The following is a 19,565-nucleotide window of genomic DNA, read 5'->3' as shown; positions in this document are numbered from 1 at the left end:
ACAAAAAAAGAGCCTCCCTAAGGAGACTCTCAAATCATTATAAATAATGATTATTCGTTAATTTCAGTAACAACGCCTGATCCTACAGTACGTCCACCTTCACGGATAGAGAAACGAGTACCGTCTTCGATAGCGATTGGAGAAATTAATTCAACGATCATTTCAACGTTATCGCCAGGCATAACCATTTCAGTACCTTCTGGTAAGTTAACAACACCAGTTACGTCAGTAGTACGGAAATAGAATTGTGGGCGGTAGTTAGTGAAGAATGGAGTATGACGTCCACCTTCGTCTTTAGATAAAACGTAAACTTCCGCTTTGAATTTTGTATGTGGTGTAATAGTACCAGGAGCAGCTAAAACTTGACCACGTTGAACATCTTCACGTGAAACACCACGTAATAATGCACCAATGTTGTCACCAGCTTCAGCGTAGTCTAATAACTTACGGAACATTTCTACACCAGTAACAGTTGTTTTGCTTGATTCTTCTTGCATACCGATGATTTCGATTTCTTCACCGACTTTGATTTGACCACGTTCAACACGGCCTGTAGCAACAGTACCACGACCAGTGATTGAGAATACGTCCTCAACTGGCATCATGAATGGTTTGTCAGAATCACGTTCTGGTGTTGGAATGTAAGTGTCAACAGCTTCCATTAGGTCTAAGATTTTTTGCTCATAGTCAGCGTCGCCTTCTAAAGCTTTTAATGCTGAACCAGAGATAACTGGTACATCGTCACCAGGGAAGTCGTATTCGCTTAATAAGTCACGAACTTCCATTTCAACTAATTCTAATAATTCTTCATCGTCAACCATGTCAACTTTGTTTAAGAATACAACTAATGCTGGAACACCAACGTTACGTGATAAAAGAATGTGTTCACGAGTTTGTGGCATTGGACCGTCAGCAGCAGATACTACTAAGATAGCTCCGTCCATTTGTGCAGCACCAGTGATCATGTTTTTAACATAGTCAGCGTGTCCTGGGCAGTCAACGTGAGCATAGTGACGTTTTTCAGTAGTGTACTCGATGTGTGCAGTATTGATTGTAATACCACGTTCTTTTTCTTCTGGAGCATTGTCAATCATGTCGTATGATTGTGCAATAGTGTCACCATTTTTTGCTAATACAGTTGCGATAGCAGCTGTTAAAGTTGTTTTACCATGGTCAACGTGACCGATAGTACCAATATTGGCATGTTCTTTTGAGCGATCAAATTTTTCTTTAGCCATTATAAAATCTCTCCTATTCTGTTAGAAAATTAATATTAAAATTTATCTCTCATGACAGTTTCTCACCATCATGAGAAGACAATTTATCCTTTAGGGATAAGTACTATCCATATAGTACCTTTATAATGCATTTTTCCCAAAAAATCAATTGATAAAACCATAGGGTACGAATTGCACCCTAATTAGTCAAAGTGACTATAAAAGGCACTTATAAACTAATCAATTATTCAGCGTTGTTACCACTGTTTTTCTTGATGATTTCTTCAGCGATTGATTTAGGAACTTCTGCATAGTGATCGAAGTACATAGTGTAAGTACCGCGACCTTGAGTGTTTGAACGTAATGATGTTGCATAACCAAACATTTCTGAAAGTGGTACATAAGCATTAACAACTTGTGCATTACCACGAGGTTCCATACCATCAACACGTCCACGACGAGATGTTACGTCACCCATGATGTCACCCATGTATTCTTCAGGCATTTCGATTGTTACTTTCATCATTGGTTCTAAGATAACTGGATCACATTTTTTAGCAGCTTCTTTAAGTGCTAAAGATGCAGCGATTTTGAAGGCCATTTCAGATGAATCGACATCATGGTATGAACCGTCAAATAATTTCGCTTTAACGTCGATTAATGGGTAACCAGCTAATACACCGTTATCCATTGCATCAACAAGACCAGCTTCTACTGATGGAATGTATTCACGAGGAACTACACCACCAACGATAGCGTTTTCGAATTCGAATCCAGCACCAGTTTCGTTTGGTGAGAATTCAATCTTAACGTCACCGTATTGTCCACGTCCACCTGATTGGCGAGCGAATTTACCTTGAACTTGAGCTGATGTTTTGAAAGTTTCACGATAAGAAACCATTGGTGCACCAACATTACATTCAACGTTAAATTCTTTCTTCATACGGTCAACAAGGATATCTAAGTGAAGTTCACCCATACCACCGATGATAACTTGTCCAGTTTCTTCGTTAGTAGAAGCATGGAAAGTTGGGTCTTCTTCTTGTAACTTAACTAAAGCTGTAGTCATTTTATCTTGGTCAGCTTTAGATTTAGGTTCTACTGATAAGTGAATAACTGGTTCTGGGAATTCCATTGATTCCAAGATGATGTCATTCTTCTCACCACATAGAGTATCACCTGTACCAGTGTCTTTAAGACCAACTGCTGCAGCGATATCTCCAGCGTATACAGTGTTAAGCTCTTCACGAGAGTTAGCGTGCATTTGTAGTAAACGACCTACACGTTCACGCTTACCTTTAGTAGAGTTCTTAACGTAAGAACCTGAAGTTAATGTACCAGAATAAACACGGAAGAAAGTTAATTTACCAACATAAGGGTCAGTCATAACTTTAAATGCTAAAGCAGCGAACTCAGCATTGTCATCAGCTTTTGCGATAACTTCTTCGTCTGGTGTGTCAGCACGGTGACCAACAATAGGCTTAACATCTAATGGAGATGGTAAGTAGTCAATTACTGCGTTAAGCATTAATTGAACACCTTTGTTTTTGAATGCTGTACCAACAAGTACTGGGTAGAATTCTACATCAGTAGTTGCTTGACGGATTGCAGCTTTCAATTCGTCGTTACTGATTTCTTCATCACCAAGGTATTTTTCCATTAATTCGTCGTTTGTTTCAGCAACAGCTTCGATTAATGTTGAACGAGCTTCTTCAGCTCTTTCTTGATGATCTGCAGGAATTTCAATTTCTTCAATTTCAGTTCCTAAGTCATTTGTATATTTGAAACATTTCATTTCAACTAAGTCAATGATTGCTTCAAATTCATCTTCTGCACCAATTGGTAATTGGATTGGTTGCGCGTTTGCTTGTAAACGGTCATGAATAGTACTTACTGAATATTCAAAGTTAGCACCTAATTTGTCCATTTTGTTTACAAATACAATACGAGGAACACCATATGTTGTAGCTTGACGCCAAACTGTTTCAGTTTGTGGTTCAACACCTGATTGAGCATCAAGTACTGTTACCGCACCGTCAAGTACACGTAATGAACGTTCAACTTCTACTGTGAAGTCTACGTGTCCTGGTGTATCGATAATGTTAACACGGTGGTCATTCCATTGAGCTGTTGTTGCAGCTGATGTAATTGTGATACCACGATCTTGCTCTTGTTCCATCCAGTCCATTTGTGAAGCACCTTCGTGAGTTTCACCAATTTTATGGATACGTCCAGTATAGTAAAGAATACGTTCAGTCGTAGTTGTTTTACCAGCGTCGATATGAGCCATGATACCAATATTACGAGTTTTTTCTAAACTAAAATCTCTAGCCATGTATTTTTCTCCTTCCAGTATTACTGCGAATAAATACTATAAATATGGCGATGCCCTAAGCACGCACCACTGATGGTAAACCATCCTTTTGGAACATACTCAGGGAGAAAGCTTCTATCCTACCAACGATAGTGAGCGAATGCTTTGTTTGCTTCAGCCATTTTGTGAGTGTCTTCACGTTTCTTAACTGCGCCACCTGTGTTGTTAGCTGCATCTAAGATTTCGTTAGCTAAACGCTCTTCCATAGTTTTTTCACCACGAAGACGTGCATAGTTTACTAACCAACGTAAACCTAAAGTAGTACGACGTTCTGGACGAACTTCTACTGGTACTTGATAGTTAGAACCACCAACACGACGAGCTTTAACTTCTAATACAGGCATGATGTTGTCGATAGCTTCTTCGAATACTTCAACAGCTTCACGACCACTACGTTCTTGAACTAGGTCGAAAGCAGAATAAAGAATTCTTTGAGCTGTTCCACGTTTACCATCTAACATGATTTTGTTGATCAATTTTGTAACTAATTTTGAGTTATGAATTGGATCTGGTAATACGTCTCTTTTTGGTACTGATCCTTTACGAGGCATAATGTAAGTCCTCCCTTCCTATTATAGTATATTTTCAAATTGTGTTGCGAAAATTTACGCAATCTTAAAATTAATTTTTAGGTTTTTTAGTTCCGTATAATGAACGTCCTTGTCTACGTCCATCAACACCTGAAGTATCAAGTGCACCACGAACGATGTGGTAACGTACACCAGGTAAGTCTTTTACTCGTCCACCACGTACAAGTACTACACTGTGTTCTTGTAAGTTATGTCCGATACCAGGGATATACGCATTGATTTCGATGTTGTTAGATAAACGAACACGAGCATATTTACGTAACGCTGAGTTAGGTTTTTTAGGTGTCATTGTACCTACACGAGTACAAACGCCACGTTTTTGTGGAGAATTTAAGTCAGTAAATTTCTTTTGTTTACTGTTAAAGTTTCTATTTAATGCTGGTGAATCAGATTTCTTTGATTTACTTTGTCTTGGTTTGCGTACCAATTGATTAATAGTTGGCATTGAATGTTTCCTCCTCTCCTGTTTTATAATCCCACACATCCAGGTGGTTCATTTTAAGGGTAAATAAAATTTAGTAAGATAAATCTTACTAATCTCATTTCAGACATGCAACAATCGTTGCACTCACACTGATACCTACATATTCTCCTAAAGCACGTTTGCCTTCGAAAAATGAGACAGGTATTGATTTGTGATTGATTTGGCTTAACACGCGAGTCAATAAATGAACTTCTACGTCTTGAGCAATTATCAATGATGTAACTTGATCTTTATTCAAAGCTTTAAGCGTTTGTTTAAGACCAACAACATATTGTTGTTTGTTAAAGCGTGCAACTTTTTCATTAGACATTTAGATATCCTCCAAAGTTCTGCTTGCATCAACCTTTACAATAATAACATCTCCTATATGATTCAGTCAACGTTTTATCGCATAATTTATTAAAAAAATAAATAAAAAACAAGTGACCGAAATAAAGCATTCCGATCACCTTGTTTATATTAAATCAGTGAATTAAATTTCAGTAGTTTGAACTTCTTCAACTTCTTCTTGTGCTGGTACAGCTTTGTCATATTGAACATCTCTATAACGTCTCATACCAGTACCTGCTGGAATTAATTTACCGATGATAACATTCTCTTTAAGACCAAGTAAGTTATCACGTTTACCTTTAATTGCAGCATCTGTAAGTACACGAGTTGTTTCTTGGAATGAAGCTGCTGATAAGAAGCTTTCAGTTTCAAGAGACGCCTTAGTGATACCTAATAATACTGGTTTAGCTGTTGCAGGTCGTTTACGCTCTTTAAATGCGTCACGGTTAGCATCAGTAAAGTTGTGAATATCAACTAATGAACCTGGTAATAACTTAGTATCTCCAGCTTCGATGATACGTACTTTACGCAACATTTGTCTTACCATAACCTCAACGTGTTTATCATCAATTTCTACACCTTGCATACGGTAAACTTTTTGAACTTCTTTTAATAAGTAGCTCTCAGTTGCATTTAAACCTGATACTGATAAGTAGTTCTTAGGCTCGATTGAACCTTCTGTTAATACTTCACCGCGTTCAACGCTTTGACCGATTTCAACTTTCAATCTAGATGTACCTGATGCAAGATAAGATCTTGTTTCATTTGCACCTTTAATTACGATTTCTTGTTGACGGTCCTTCGCAAGTTTGATGTCATCCACAACACCTTCGATTTCCGTAATAATCGCTTGTCCTTTTGGATTACGCGCTTCGAAAATCTCTTGGATACGAGGAAGACCTTGTGTAATATCACTACCTGCTACCCCACCTGTATGGAATGTACGCATTGTAAGCTGTGTACCTGGCTCACCGATAGATTGGGCTGCAATTGTACCAACTGCTTCACCAACTTCAACTTTTTCACCAGTAGCAAGGTTTTTACCGTAACATTTTTCACATACACCGTGACGTGTGTTACAAGTAAATGCAGAACGGATATACATTTTTTCAAATCCAGCGTCTACGATTTGTTTTGCGATATCTGCAGTAATTAATTCGTCTGGACGGATAATAATCTCATCTGTTTCTGGGTGACGAACTGTTTCTTTAGAATAACGACCTTCAATACGCTCGATAAATGGTTCAATCATTTCTGTACCTTCTTTAATATCAGAAACAAGTAAACCTCTGTCCGTACCACAATCTTCTTCACGAACGATAACATCTTGTGCAACGTCAACAAGACGACGAGTAAGATAACCTGAATCGGCAGTCTTAAGTGCTGTATCGGCAAGTCCTTTACGCGCACCGTGTGTAGAGATAAAGTACTCTAATACTGTTAAACCTTCACGGAATGAAGATGTGATCGGTAACTCGATAATCTTACCTGATGGAGCGGCCATTAATCCACGCATACCGGCTAACTGTGTAAAGTTAGACGCGTTACCACGGGCACCAGAGTCACTCATCATAAAGATTGGGTTAGTCTTATCAAGTGATTGCATTAATTCACCTTGAATTTGATCTTTAGCATCTGTCCAAATTTCAACGACAGAATTATAACGTTCATATTCAGTGATTAAACCACGGTTGAATTGTTTTGTAACTCTTTCAACTAATTTTTCATGCTCATCTAAGATATCTTTCTTGTCTGGTAATACCACGATGTCTGATACACCAACTGTGATACCTGCTTTAGAAGAGAATTTGAAACCTAAGTCTTTCATTCTATCTAACATCATAGATGTGTCTGTAATGCTGAAACGATTGAACACTTCTGCGATGATGTTACCTAAGAATTTTTTATTGAAAGGTTCAATTAATTCTTCATTTTCAAAGTAAGCTTTAAGTCCACCTTCACCTAATTCAGTTGCTGACACGAAATATTTATCAGGTGTTTCACCTTCTAAATTGGCTTGTGATGGTTCATTGATGTAAGCAAATGAATCCGGAATAATTTCATTGAAGATTACCTTACCAACAGAAGTTGTTAAGATTTTATTATTTTGCTCTTCAGTGAATGTTGGATTGTTAAATGATTTAGCGTGAACACCAATACGCGTGTGTAGGTGTACGTAACCATTAGCATAAGCTTTTAATACTTCATTTGTATCATTGTAGATTGTACCTGTATTCACAGCATCTTTACGTTCTAAAGTTAGGTAATAGTTACCTAATACCATATCTTGAGATGGTGTAACAACTGGTTTACCATCTTTAGGGTTCAAGATATTTTGTGCAGCAAGCATTAACATACGTGCTTCTGCTTGTGCTTCTTTAGATAAAGGTACGTGAACAGCCATTTGGTCACCATCAAAGTCGGCGTTATATGCTGTCGTTACAAGTGGATGTAAACGAATCGCACGGCCTTCTACTAATGTTGGTTCAAATGCTTGGATACCTAGTCTGTGAAGTGTAGGTGCACGGTTAAGTAGTACTGGGTGTTCTTTAATTACATCTTCTAAAACATCCCATACTTCGTCATCCATGCGCTCAATCTTGCTCTTAGCATTTTTAATGTTTGTAGCAATCTCACGTTGTACTAATTCTTTCATAATGAAAGGCTTGAACAATTCAAGTGCCATTTCTTTCGGTAGACCACATTGATACATTTTCAAGCTTGGTCCAACTGCGATAACTGAACGACCTGAATAGTCAACACGTTTACCTAATAAGTTCTGACGGAAACGACCTTGCTTACCTTTAAGCATATGAGAAAGTGATTTTAATGGACGGTTACCTGGTCCAGTAACTGGACGGCCACGACGACCATTATCGATTAACGCATCTACAGCTTCTTGTAACATACGTTTTTCGTTTTGTACGATGATACCAGGCGCACCTAAATCTAATAAACGTTTCAAACGGTTATTACGGTTAATAACACGACGGTATAAATCGTTCAAATCACTTGTAGCAAAACGGCCACCATCTAATTGAACCATTGGTCTGATTTCAGGTGGGATAATTGGAAGTACGTCTAAGATCATCCACGCTGGGTTGTTACCAGAATGTCTAAATGATTCAACAACTTCCAAACGTTTAATAGCACGTGTAAGTCTTTGACCAGTAGCTGATTCTAACTCATCACGTAATAATTTTAATTCAGAATCTAAATCGATTTCTTCAAGTAGTTCTTTGATTCCTTCGGCACCCATCTTAGCAGTGAATTGTCCTGGGAATTTATCATAGTACTCTCTGAATTCAGCTTCAGAGAGTAATGTCTTTTTCTCAAGACCAGTTGGTCCTGGATTAACAACAACATAAGATGCAAAGTAAATTACTTCTTCTAATGCTCTTGGTGACATGTCTAATAATAGACCCATACGACTTGGAATACCTTTGAAGTACCAAATGTGAGATACAGGAGCAGCAAGTTCAATGTGACCCATTCTTTCACGGCGCACTTTTGATTTTGTTACTTCTACACCACATCTGTCACAAACCATACCTTTATAGCGTACGCGTTTGTATTTACCACAACTACATTCCCAATCTTTTGTAGGTCCGAATATTCTTTCACAGAAAAGACCATCTTTTTCTGGTTTTAAAGTACGGTAATTTATTGTTTCTGGCTTTTTAACCTCACCAAAAGACCATGAACGGATTTTTTCAGGTGAAGCAAGTCCTATTTTCATATAATGGAAATTATTTACATCAATCAAGGAGCCTACCTCCTTCAATTTAGATTAGCTGTGCAAATTGATTGATTGCTCTATATTGATAAATGGCAAGACCACTATCGAGTGCCGAAGTGGCTACTCGATATGGAATATACCTTTATAAACTTAAATGCGATTAGTCAGTGATTTCTTTTTGTGATTCTGGAGCATCTTTTTGTTGAAGATCAACTTTACGCTCAACAACATCTTCATCTTCAGTGTCATGCATGTCAATTTCATTGTCATGCTCGTCCATAATCTTAACGTCTAATCCTAAACTTTGTAACTCTTTCATCAATACTCGGAATGATTCAGGAACACTTGGTTTAGAAATATTTTCACCTTTAACAATAGATTCGTATGTTTTAACACGACCTACTGTGTCATCTGATTTGTAAGTTAAGATTTCTTGAAGTGTATATGCAGCACCGTATGCTTCAAGTGCCCATACCTCCATCTCACCGAAACGTTGTCCACCGAATTGTGCTTTACCACCAAGTGGTTGTTGTGTAACAAGTGAGTATGGTCCAGTTGAACGTGCGTGTAATTTGTCGTCAACCATGTGTGCAAGTTTCAACATGTACATTACGCCGACAGAAATACGGTTATCAAATGGTTCACCTGTACGTCCATCATAAAGTACAGTCTTACCGTCACGTGCCATACCGGCCTCTTCAATTGTAGACCAAACATCTTCATCATTGGCACCATCGAATACAGGTGACGCAACATGAATACCTAAGTTTTTAGCAGCCATACCTAAGTGCAACTCTAATACTTGTCCGATATTCATACGTGATGGTACACCTAATGGGTTTAACATGATATCGATAGGTGTTCCGTCTGGTAAATAAGGCATGTCTTCTTCTGGAACAATCTTAGAAATAACACCTTTGTTACCGTGACGTCCACACATCTTATCACCAACGTGAATCTTACGTTTTTGAACGATATAAACACGTACTAATTGGTTTACACCAGGAGATAATGTGTCGTCTCCTTCTTCACGGTTAAAGACTTTAACATCTAGAACAATACCACCAGCACCATGAGGCACACGTAATGATGTATCACGTACTTCACGTGCTTTTTCACCGAAGATTGCATGTAATAAGCGTTCTTCTGCAGTTAATTCAGTTACACCTTTAGGCGTTACTTTACCTACTAGGATATCACCATCATTAACTTCAGCACCTACGTATACAATACCGCGGTCATCTAAGTTTTTCAGTGCACTTTCAGAAACGTTCGGAATATCACGAGTGATTTCTTCAGGTCCTAATTTAGTATCACGCGCTTCTGATTCATACTCTTCAATATGAATTGAAGTATAAACGTCATCCTTAACAAGACGTTCACTCATGATTACAGCATCCTCATAGTTATAACCGTCCCAAGTCATGAAACCTACAACTACGTTTCTACCAAGTGCCATCTCACCTAATTCCATTGAAGGACCATCAGCTAAGATTTCACCTTTAGTCACAACGTCACCTGAGCTAACAATAGGACGTTGGTTATAACATGTACCTGTGTTTGAACGTTTGAATTTAGCTAATGGATAGCGATCTAATTCGCCTTCGTATTCTTGGCCATCCTCTTCAATAAGTTGACGAACAAGAATTTCATTAGATTCAACATGCTCAACGCGACCTTTACGTTTAGCAACAACTGCAGCACCAGAGTCACGTGCAGCTACGTGTTCCATACCTGTACCAACAAATGGTGATTCAGGATTCATCAAAGGTACAGCTTGACGTTGCATGTTCGCACCCATCAATGCACGGTTAGAGTCATCGTTTTCTAAGAAAGGAATACATGCTGTCGCAGCAGATACAACCTGTTTAGGTGATACATCCATGTAGTCCATTTTTTCTTTTGCCATTACAGTGTTGTTACCACGGAAACGACAAACGACTTCATCTTCTACGAAACGACCATTTTCATCTAATACAGAGTTTGCTTGTGCTACTACATAACTGTCTTCTTCATCAGCTGTTAAGTAGTCAATTTGATCTGTAATAGATTGTGTTTCAATATCAACTTTACGATATGGTGTTTCAATGAAACCAAATTCATTTACACGCGCATAACTTGATAATGAGTTGATAAGTCCGATGTTTGGACCCTCAGGTGTTTCGATTGGACACATACGGCCATAGTGAGAATAGTGAACGTCACGTACTTCCATTTGAGCACGTTCACGAGTTAAACCACCAGGTCCTAATGCTGATAGACGACGTTTATGCGTCAACTCAGCTAATGGGTTTGCTTGGTCCATGAACTGTGATAATTGTGAACTACCAAAGAATTCTTTGATAGATGCAATTACAGGGCGAATGTTGATTAATTGTTGTGGTGTGATTGAATCTGTGTCTTGAATAGACATTCTTTCACGTACTACACGTTCCATTCTTGATAAACCGATACGGAATTGGTTTTGTAATAATTCCCCTACTGAACGTAGACGACGGTTTCCTAAATGGTCGATATCATCAGTGAAGCCAATACCACTTAGTAAGTTAAAGAAGTATGACATAGATGCAATAATATCAGCAGGTGTAATACATTTCACTTCTGAATCTGGGAACGCGTTACCAATCACTGTCGTTGTACGACCTTCTTCATCATTAGGTACGTAAACTTTGATTGATTGAATTTCTACAGGCTCATCAATGATGCTTCCTTCTAATTCAAACACTTCGCTGTTTGCATTTGATTCCAATACATCCATGATTTCGTCTAAATTACGACGATCAAGTACTGTACCTTCTTCAGCAACAATTTCACCAGTTTCTGCATTAACAATTGGTTCAGCTAATTTTTGATTGAATAAGCGATGCTTTAAGTGAAGTTTCTTATTCGCTTTGTAACGACCCACACTAGCTAAATCATAGCGTTTTGGATCGAAGAAACGTGAATATAATAAACTTTTAGCATTTTCTACTGTTGGTGGTTCACCAGGACGTAGACGCTCATAAATTTCAAGCAATGCTTGATCAGTATTTTCAGTTCCATCTTTTTCTAATGTATTACGCAAGTATTCACTTTCACCAAACAAATCAACAATTTCTTGATCCGTTGAGAAACCTAAAGCTCTTAATAATACTGTTAATGGTAACTTTCTAGTTCTGTCAATACGTACATAAACAACATCTTTGGCATCAGTTTCATATTCTAACCATGCACCACGGTTAGGAATAATTGTTGCGTCAAAGTTTGTGTTGCCGTTTTTGTCTAGCTTTTCATTGAAGTAAACGGATGGTGAACGAACTAATTGTGATACGATTACACGTTCAGCACCGTTGATTACGAATGTACCTGTATCTGTCATTAATGGGAAATCGCCCATAAACACTTCTTGCTCTTTTACTTCGCCAGTTTCTTTAATGATTAGACGTACTTTAACACGAAGAGGTGCTGCATACGTTGTATCACGGTTTTTAGATTCTTCTAAATCATATTTTGGTTCACCAAGTCTATAATCTACAAATTCTAATGATAGATTTCCTGTGAAATCTTCAATTGGAGAAATGTCTCTAAACATTTCTAATAAACCTTCTTCTAAGAACCAATCGTAAGACTTAGTTTGAATCTCAATTAAATTCGGTAATTCTAATACCTCTGAAATTCTCGCATAGTTTCTACGTTTACGATGTCTTCCATATTGGACAAATTGACCTGCCAAACAGATTCACCCCTCAAAAATTGTGTGTTTACTTTTAGAAAAATAGCAAATATAATAAGACAAAAAGAAAACGGTAGCACTCCTGATGACACCATTTTCTATTTCATATTATATACAATGTTATTTTGAACGTAAAAGTACACACTTATTGAACATAAATTTTTACATTCTATAACTATATCAGAAGCAGACATTTTAATCAACCTTTTACACTTCTTAAAATGTAATAACCTTTACTTTTTTCTACTACTTCAACATTATCGAATGTTTCTTGCATTTTCTTTTTTGCTGATGGCATACCTTGCTTTTTTTGTATAACTACATAAAGCTCGCCATCTTGTTTCAATTTACTATAAGCGTCATTTAAAATACCATGGACCACTGATTTCCCAGCTCTTATCGGCGGATTCGTTAAGATAAAGTCGAATGCTTGATCTTCAACTTGGGATAACCCATCACTTTCTGCTATCTCCACATTATCAATATGATTTTTCTGTTGATTTCTTTTCGCTAATGCTAGCGCACGTCGATTAACATCTACCATCGTAATTTCATGATGCGGGGATACCTTTGCAATCATTAAACCAATTGGGCCATAACCGCAACCAACATCTAATATATGTTTTGTAGGTCCTGGGGGATGTGCATTTAAAAAAGTGCTTACCAATAAGTCAGATCCAAAGTCGATTTTCCCTTTTGAAAAAACACCTGCATCTGTAATTAGCTCAATGTCATGGTTGTTGTAGGAGTATGTAAAAAGTGATTCATCACTTTCTACTTCAGGATTTTCATCATAATAATGACTCATGACTACACCTCATTTAATCTTTTATTCTTAGATTAATACTATACCCATTTCGCTGAGTATAAAAGTCATTACTGAATTATCCTCAAATCATAGATATAGACAAAATAAGACAAAACCCCGTTATTACAATAACGGGGTTTTCATTTCTCAAAGATTTCAAGTTTCAACGTAACTTAAATCTCGTCACTTTAGTTAGTGATAAACTAAGCAACATTATAAACTTGCAATATATAATTATTAACTGTTAGCCAGCAAGAATTATTTTAATTCTACTGTAGCGCCAACTTCTTCTAAAGCTTCTTTAAGTTTTTCAGCTTCTTCTTTAGCTAAACCTTCTTTAACAACTTTAGGAGCTCCGTCAACTAATTCTTTAGCGTCTTTTAATCCTAAGCCAGTTGCTTCTTTAACAGCTTTAACAACTTTGATTTTAGATGAACCAGCAGAAGTTAATTCTACGTCGAATTCTGTTTTCTCTGCTGCTGCGTCTGCGCCGCCTGCTGCACCTGCTGCTGCTACTGGAGCTGCTGCAGTTACACCAAATTCTTCTTCGATTGCTTTAACTAAGTCGTTTAATTCTAAAACTGACATTTCTTTAATTGCTTCAATGATTTGTTCTTGATTAGCCATTTTAATATTCCTCCGTTTTTTTAATTATTATGCGCAATTATTCAGCGCTTTCTTCGTTTTCTTTGTTTTCTCCAACAGCTTTAACTGCATATGCGAAGTTGCGGACTGGAGCTTGTAATACAGATAATAGCATAGAAACAAGTCCTTCGTGTGATGGTAATGTACCAACTGTGTTAACTTCTTCAGCTGAAATAACTGCACCTTCCATAACACCAACTTTAATTTCTAAAGCTTCATGTTCTTTTGCGAATTTAGCAAGTACTTTAGCTGGAGCAACTACATCTTCAGTTGAAGTAGCAACCGCTGTAGGACCTACTAAGTGCTCATCTAAACCTTCGATACCAGCTTGTACAGCTGCACGACGAACCATAGTGTTTTTCAATACTTTGTATTCAACACCAGCTTCACGTAATTGTGAACGTAATTCAGTTACTTCAGCAACGCTAAGACCACGATAGTCAACGATTACTGTTGATACTGAATTTTTAAGTTGTTCAGCAATTGTATCAACTTGTTGTTTTTTTGATTCGATGATAGCAGACATTTAGACACCTCCATAAATTTTATTTGGTGCTTTTAATCTTGAGTCGACTAAGATGTATTATCTCGTCTATCCCTCAATAAAAAAAGCACTTTCTACCCATGGCAAAAAGTGCTTGAAAGTTCTAAAATAATCACGTTCAAGTCAATTTTAGCCTCGGTAGGATCATGTTTTAAGTTATTACTAACTCCTACTGTCTTAGGTAAAATAATACATACATCAATATAAACCTTATATTGTGTTATGTCAATATTAAATTTCAAGACTACTGCAAAATTGCCTTAGTCTTGAAATTTATTTTTATAGCATGAGGTGGATATTAGAAAGTTGAAGCGTCAACTTTAACTCCAGGTCCCATTGTTGTAGTAACTGTGATTGATTTGAAGTAAGTACCTTTAGCAGAAGATGGTTTAGCTTTAGCTAATACATCTTGTAAAGTCTTCAAGTTTTCAACAAGTTTGTCAGTATCAAATGATGTTTTACCAATTGATGCATGAACAATACCTGATTTTTCAGCGCGGTATTCAACTTTACCAGCTTTGATTTCTTCAACAGCTTTTTTAACGTCCATTGTAACTGTTCCAGTTTTAGGGTTTGGCATTAAACCTTTAGGTCCTAATACACGACCTAATTTACCAACTTCACCCATCATATCTGGTGTAGCTACTACTACGTCAAAGTCGAACCAACCTTGTTGGATTTTTTCTACGTATTCACCTTCGCCAACGAAGTCTGCACCAGCAGCTTCAGCTTCAGATGCTTTATCACCTTTTGCGAATACTAATACACTTTGTGACTTACCAGTACCATTTGGTAATACTACTGCGCCACGGATTTGTTGATCATTTTTACGAGTATCGATACCTAAACGGAATGCAACTTCAACAGATGCATCAAAGTTAGCGATACTTGTTTCTTTAGCTAGTTCAACAGCTTCTTCAACAGAATATTGTTTTTGGCGGTCGATTTTGCTAGCTACTTCTTGATATCTTTTGCTTTTTTTAGCCATTTCATGTTCCTCCTTTAGTGGTTTTAGCGGAATTTCCTCCCACGTTTACTTGCTTTTGCAAGTTAAGAGCAGATAACAGTGAGGTTTAAAAGTGTTATTTTATCGTAGGAATTGCTTCCATAATAAATGACATTTCACCTCATATTACGACAATATTGAACGCTGTCATCATGTTTGTCATTATCTGTCATCTGCTTCTATACGTCTATCTATAAATCATTACTTTAATTATTGAACTGTGATACCCATGCTGCGTGCAGTACCTTCGATAATACGCATAGCTGCTTCTTCGTCAGCAGCATTTAAATCTTGCATTTTTGAGTTAGCAATTTCACGTACTTGATCTTTAGTTACTGTAGCAACTTTGTTTTTGTTTGGTTCGCCAGAACCTTTTTCAATACCAGCTGCTTTTTTAAGTAATACTGGAGCTGGTGGTGTTTTAGTTACGAATGTAAATGAACGATCTTCATATACACTGATTTCAACTGGGATGATTAAACCTGCATCCTCTTGCGTACGTGCGTTGAATTCCTTACAGAATCCCATAATGTTCACACCTGCTTGACCTAATGCCGGACCAACTGGTGGTGCTGGATTTGCTTTACCTGCAGGAATTTGTAATTTAACTACTTTTTCTACTTTTTTAGCCACGATGTGCACCTCCTTGATATCGTGATGTGGTCACAGGACTAAGTTTTGCCCTCCCACTCTTCTACATTTCGTGACGAAATGAACGCTCTAAAAGCGCGACCACAGTATTATAACATCAAACTATATATTAAATCAATAGTTAATTTTTAGAACACCTTAGACATTTTATGTCTTAGGTGTTCTTATGCATGAGTTTACTCTTGTATTCCTTCTCCTACCTTAGACATTTTATGGCTTAGGTGTTCTTATGCAAGAGCTTGCTCTTGTATTCCTTCTTCTACCTTAGACATTTTATGTCTTAGGTGTTCTTATGCAAGAGTTTACTCTTGTATTCCTTCTTCTACCTTAGACATTTTATGGCTTAGGTGTTCTTATGCATGAGCTTGCTCTTGTATTCCTTTTTCTACCTTAACTATTTTATAGCTTTTCTATTTGATCAAATTCAACTTCTACTGGTGTTTCTCTACCGAACATGTCTACAAGTACTGTTAATTTATACTTTTCAACTTCAATTTCTTGAACTTCACCGACTTGGTTCGCAAATGGTCCTGATTTAATTCTCACTTGTTCACCTAAATCAATTTGTACATCAACAGTTTTTTCTTTCATGCCCATTTGTTTTAAGATAAAACGCGCTTCCTCTGGTAACAGTGGGTTTGGCTTAGAACCAGCACCTGCCGAACCGACAAAGCCAGTAACACCTGGCGTATTTCTAACGATATACCATGATTCATCAGTCATAACAAGTTCGACTAATACATAACCAGGGAATGTTTTTTTAGTAAGTGTTTTTGCTTTACCTTCTTTTACTTGTGTTTCTTCTTCTTCCGGTATCACAACTCTGAATATTTGCTCTGTCATATTCATAGATTCAACACGTTTTTCTAAATTTTGCTTAACTTTATTTTCATACCCAGAATAAGTATGCACAGCATACCAACGCTTTGCGCCAACTTCTTCAGACATGTCGTCACTCCTATCTATTTGATTAACTCTATAATTTTACCAATTCCTAAGTCTAAGGCATAGAAGAACACTAAGAAAAATACTACTGTAGCTACAACAATGACTGTGTACTTAAACAATTCTTCTTTGGTTGGCCAACTTGTCTTTTCCATTTCTGACTTAACGCCTTGGAAGAAATTTTCTTTTTTAGCCATTTATAAGACCTCCGTGTGATTTCTTTATTCCTTATTTGCTTATTTCCTTACTACAAAACCAAGCAAACATAACACCTTATCTTAGTCGGTATTTATTCACTCGATTAACTTTCATCACATTGCTAACTTTACTTTGATTCCTTATGCAAGGTATGTGCATTACACCTTGGACAATACTTTTTCAATTCCAATCTAGATGTAAGATTACTCTGCTTTGGAACATTATAATTTCTGTTTCCACAAACTTCACAACTTAGTGGTACTTTTTTCATTTTACTCACCCAACTCATTATAATACCAATCTACTATACATAACATACAAGTCAATTGTCAATTGTCATCACAATAGGTCAAGCACATACTCATTGCCTATTTTCACCTTTAAAATAGATACATATTTGCAAATTCAAACTTGTAAATATGGCTTGAGTTTCATTTTACAACGTTGAATTGCATTGTAAACTACTTTAACTTCAATATTTAAAATGTGAGCAATTTCTTTAGGCTTATGGTCTCGAAATGCAAGTTGCATAATTTTTCGTTCTAGCGTTGTACAATCAGCTAAACGTTTGTGTAGCATGCATATACTATCTTTAGTTATTAAATCCAACTCTAGTTTAGAACTTGCTATGGGCGTACCATACTTCACGATGTGTTCTTGAACAAGAGATTCTTGTCGTTTCAATCGTTTCACTTTGTCTCGGATATAGTCACATTTAGCATGCTTTATTATACGATTAATATAGTGCTCTAGTGGTATATTACGTTCAAAATCAAAGCAATTCAGGGCAAGGAATACTTTCAAAAGTATTTCCTGGCATATATCTTCACGATCGTTTGGATGAATAGAAAAATGATTTACTCTTTGAATAATATGCGTTCTCGTTTGTTCCAAAATACAATTCACCGAATGGATAGTTAAATTAACATTTTCGTATTGTACATACTTATTAACATTGGTGTTCTCTTGCATTCATGTATCCTTTCTTAACTTAAATGATTAAGCATAGGATACAGCGGACAAATAATAAAAAGCAACTTGCCATATTATTCTTTATTATCATTGCCTCGTCTTAGTTTTTCAAATTCTTCTAATATTTCATTTGAAAGTTCAATTCGAGTTCGTGGCTTTTGCTCATTGAACCCTTCAAGTTCCTTCGAGACAGTGATTTCGTTTTCCTTTAAATCTCGCCACATTTCTCTTGAAGAAATTCGGTATGCACCAGTACCAAATATAGCGTGTTGTTCGCTCATATCACTGGTTACAACAGTGATATGACGTGTGTGTTTATCATATAAATCATACACATATCGCTCAATATAACTATCTGCGGTTTCCTTTTCCTTCGTAAAAATCACTTTAACCCCATGATACATATATTCAGAATGTGCACCTGCTTGTTCATAAGCATCAAAGACACATACTACTTCGTCAGCAATCACCGCATTATAATTAGCAATTGCAGTTAACAACTGTTCTCGCGCTTCTTCTAAATTTTCTTTCGATAATCGGCTAAGTTCTTGAGACTGCCCAATCATATTGTAACCATCGACAATCAAGTAGCGATCCTTCATGTCTGATCTCCAATCTGATTTCGCTTACGATATACCTCATACATCATTAAGCTAGCGGCTACTGAGGCATTCAAACTATTGACGTGACCTACCATTGGAATTTTAATATAAAAATCGCATTTATCTTTTACAAGTCGACTCATTCCTTGTCCTTCACTACCAATCACAATAGCTAAAGGCATTGCCGCATCCATCTCTCTATAATCTGTAGCATTCTCCGCTTCTGTACCAACGACCCAATAACCATTTTCCTTCAATGTTTCAATCGTCTGCGCTAAATTTGTCACCCTCATGACCGGGACATGTTGAATGGCACCTGTTGACGCCTTTGCTACCGTTTGAGTTAACGCTACCGAACGCCTTTTAGGTATAATCACACCGTCGACACCTGAGGCATCAGCCGTTCTTAAAATAGACCCTAAGTTGTGCGGATCTTCTAAACCATCCAATATTAATACTGTAGATAATGTTTCTTTGTTCTTTTGTTCTGATAAAAATGCATCAAAATCAGCATACTCGTACGGTGCAATATAAGCTGCTACACCTTGGTGAGGTGCATCAGATAAGTTGTCAATTTTAGACTTCGGTACACTTTGGACAATGATTTTCTTATTATTCGCTTGTTTTAAAATTTCATTTATTTGTCCTTTTTTAATCGTATCTTGTATTAATATTTTATTAATTGTATGACCAGATACGATTGCTTCCTTTACCGCATGGCGTCCTACTATTACGATATCTTCCACAG

The 19,565-nt window shown here is 37.0% G+C and carries 18 protein-coding genes and 1 other annotated feature; all 18 genes read right to left on the bottom strand.

The genetic code is table 11. The annotated features are described in order from the left end of the window. Positions 1 to 50: 50 nt before the first annotated feature. Positions 51 to 1,238 carry an elongation factor Tu gene (gene tuf, locus SH09_RS02110; protein ID WP_042737971.1) on the bottom strand — a complete coding sequence of 396 codons (1,188 nt, stop codon included), beginning with the start codon at positions 1,236 to 1,238 and terminating at the stop codon, positions 51 to 53. A gap of 223 nt (positions 1,239 to 1,461) precedes the next feature. Next, positions 1,462 to 3,552 (bottom strand): elongation factor G, encoded by a 2,091-nt coding sequence (gene fusA / locus SH09_RS02105; RefSeq protein WP_042737970.1) that lies wholly within the window; start codon positions 3,550 to 3,552, stop codon positions 1,462 to 1,464. A gap of 119 nt (positions 3,553 to 3,671) precedes the next feature. Next, on the bottom strand, positions 3,672 to 4,142 hold the full coding sequence (gene rpsG / locus SH09_RS02100; RefSeq protein ID WP_042737969.1) for a 30S ribosomal protein S7: 471 nt from the start codon (positions 4,140 to 4,142) through the stop codon (positions 3,672 to 3,674). A gap of 70 nt (positions 4,143 to 4,212) precedes the next feature. Continuing rightward, positions 4,213 to 4,626: a 30S ribosomal protein S12 gene (gene rpsL / locus SH09_RS02095; RefSeq protein ID WP_042737968.1), complete on the bottom strand. Its 414-nt coding sequence runs from the start codon at positions 4,624 to 4,626 to the stop codon at positions 4,213 to 4,215. A 94-nt stretch (positions 4,627 to 4,720) separates the two neighbouring features. Then, positions 4,721 to 4,975, bottom strand: a complete 255-nt coding sequence (locus SH09_RS02090) for a ribosomal L7Ae/L30e/S12e/Gadd45 family protein (RefSeq protein ID WP_042737967.1) — start codon at positions 4,973 to 4,975, stop codon at positions 4,721 to 4,723. Between the two features lie 162 nt (positions 4,976 to 5,137). Next, positions 5,138 to 8,734, bottom strand: coding sequence for a DNA-directed RNA polymerase subunit beta' (rpoC, locus tag SH09_RS02085; protein ID WP_162846331.1), 3,597 nt, complete (start codon positions 8,732 to 8,734; stop codon positions 5,138 to 5,140). A gap of 160 nt (positions 8,735 to 8,894) precedes the next feature. Further along, positions 8,895 to 12,446, bottom strand: coding sequence for a DNA-directed RNA polymerase subunit beta (gene rpoB, locus SH09_RS02080; protein WP_042737965.1), 3,552 nt, complete (start codon positions 12,444 to 12,446; stop codon positions 8,895 to 8,897). Positions 12,447 to 12,645: 199 nt separating this feature from the next. Beyond that, entirely contained in the window at positions 12,646 to 13,254 is a 609-nt protein-coding gene (locus tag SH09_RS02075; RefSeq protein WP_042737964.1) for a class I SAM-dependent methyltransferase, read from the bottom strand. Positions 13,255 to 13,512: 258 nt separating this feature from the next. Continuing rightward, positions 13,513 to 13,881, bottom strand: coding sequence for a 50S ribosomal protein L7/L12 (gene rplL / locus SH09_RS02070; protein WP_042737963.1), 369 nt, complete (start codon positions 13,879 to 13,881; stop codon positions 13,513 to 13,515). A 37-nt stretch (positions 13,882 to 13,918) separates the two neighbouring features. After that, on the bottom strand, positions 13,919 to 14,425 hold the full coding sequence (gene rplJ / locus SH09_RS02065) for a 50S ribosomal protein L10 (RefSeq protein ID WP_042737962.1): 507 nt from the start codon (positions 14,423 to 14,425) through the stop codon (positions 13,919 to 13,921). 70 nt (positions 14,426 to 14,495) lie between these two features. After that, positions 14,496 to 14,643 (bottom strand) — a sequence feature (ribosomal protein L10 leader region). 98 nt (positions 14,644 to 14,741) lie between these two features. Further along, complete coding sequence (gene rplA / locus SH09_RS02060) at positions 14,742 to 15,431, bottom strand: 50S ribosomal protein L1 (protein ID WP_042737961.1); 690 nt, start codon at positions 15,429 to 15,431, stop codon at positions 14,742 to 14,744. A gap of 228 nt (positions 15,432 to 15,659) precedes the next feature. Continuing rightward, positions 15,660 to 16,082, bottom strand: coding sequence for a 50S ribosomal protein L11 (gene rplK / locus SH09_RS02055; RefSeq protein ID WP_042737960.1), 423 nt, complete (start codon positions 16,080 to 16,082; stop codon positions 15,660 to 15,662). Positions 16,083 to 16,499: 417 nt separating this feature from the next. After that, positions 16,500 to 17,048, bottom strand: coding sequence for a transcription termination/antitermination protein NusG (nusG, locus tag SH09_RS02050; RefSeq protein ID WP_042737959.1), 549 nt, complete (start codon positions 17,046 to 17,048; stop codon positions 16,500 to 16,502). 14 nt (positions 17,049 to 17,062) lie between these two features. Beyond that, a complete protein-coding gene (gene secE / locus SH09_RS02045) occupies positions 17,063 to 17,242 on the bottom strand; it encodes a preprotein translocase subunit SecE (protein ID WP_042737958.1) in 180 nt (59 codons plus the stop codon). Between the two features lie 128 nt (positions 17,243 to 17,370). Continuing rightward, positions 17,371 to 17,514: a 50S ribosomal protein L33 gene (rpmG, locus tag SH09_RS15975; RefSeq protein WP_082039164.1), complete on the bottom strand. Its 144-nt coding sequence runs from the start codon at positions 17,512 to 17,514 to the stop codon at positions 17,371 to 17,373. Positions 17,515 to 17,648: 134 nt separating this feature from the next. Beyond that, on the bottom strand, positions 17,649 to 18,137 hold the full coding sequence (locus SH09_RS02040) for a sigma-70 family RNA polymerase sigma factor (protein ID WP_158001714.1): 489 nt from the start codon (positions 18,135 to 18,137) through the stop codon (positions 17,649 to 17,651). A gap of 152 nt (positions 18,138 to 18,289) precedes the next feature. Then, positions 18,290 to 18,817, bottom strand: a complete 528-nt coding sequence (locus SH09_RS02035) for an NYN domain-containing protein (RefSeq protein WP_042737957.1) — start codon at positions 18,815 to 18,817, stop codon at positions 18,290 to 18,292. Continuing rightward, a complete protein-coding gene (gene rlmB, locus SH09_RS02030; protein ID WP_042737956.1) occupies positions 18,814 to 19,563 on the bottom strand; it encodes a 23S rRNA (guanosine(2251)-2'-O)-methyltransferase RlmB in 750 nt (249 codons plus the stop codon). The genes SH09_RS02035 and rlmB overlap by 4 nt, the downstream gene beginning before the upstream one ends. Positions 19,564 to 19,565: the final 2 nt, after the last annotated feature.

It is taken from the genome of Staphylococcus gallinarum (assembly GCF_000875895.1).
GTDB classification, from domain to species: Bacteria; Bacillota; Bacilli; order Staphylococcales; family Staphylococcaceae; genus Staphylococcus; species Staphylococcus gallinarum.
This window is presented reverse-complemented; position numbering and strand designations above follow the sequence as displayed.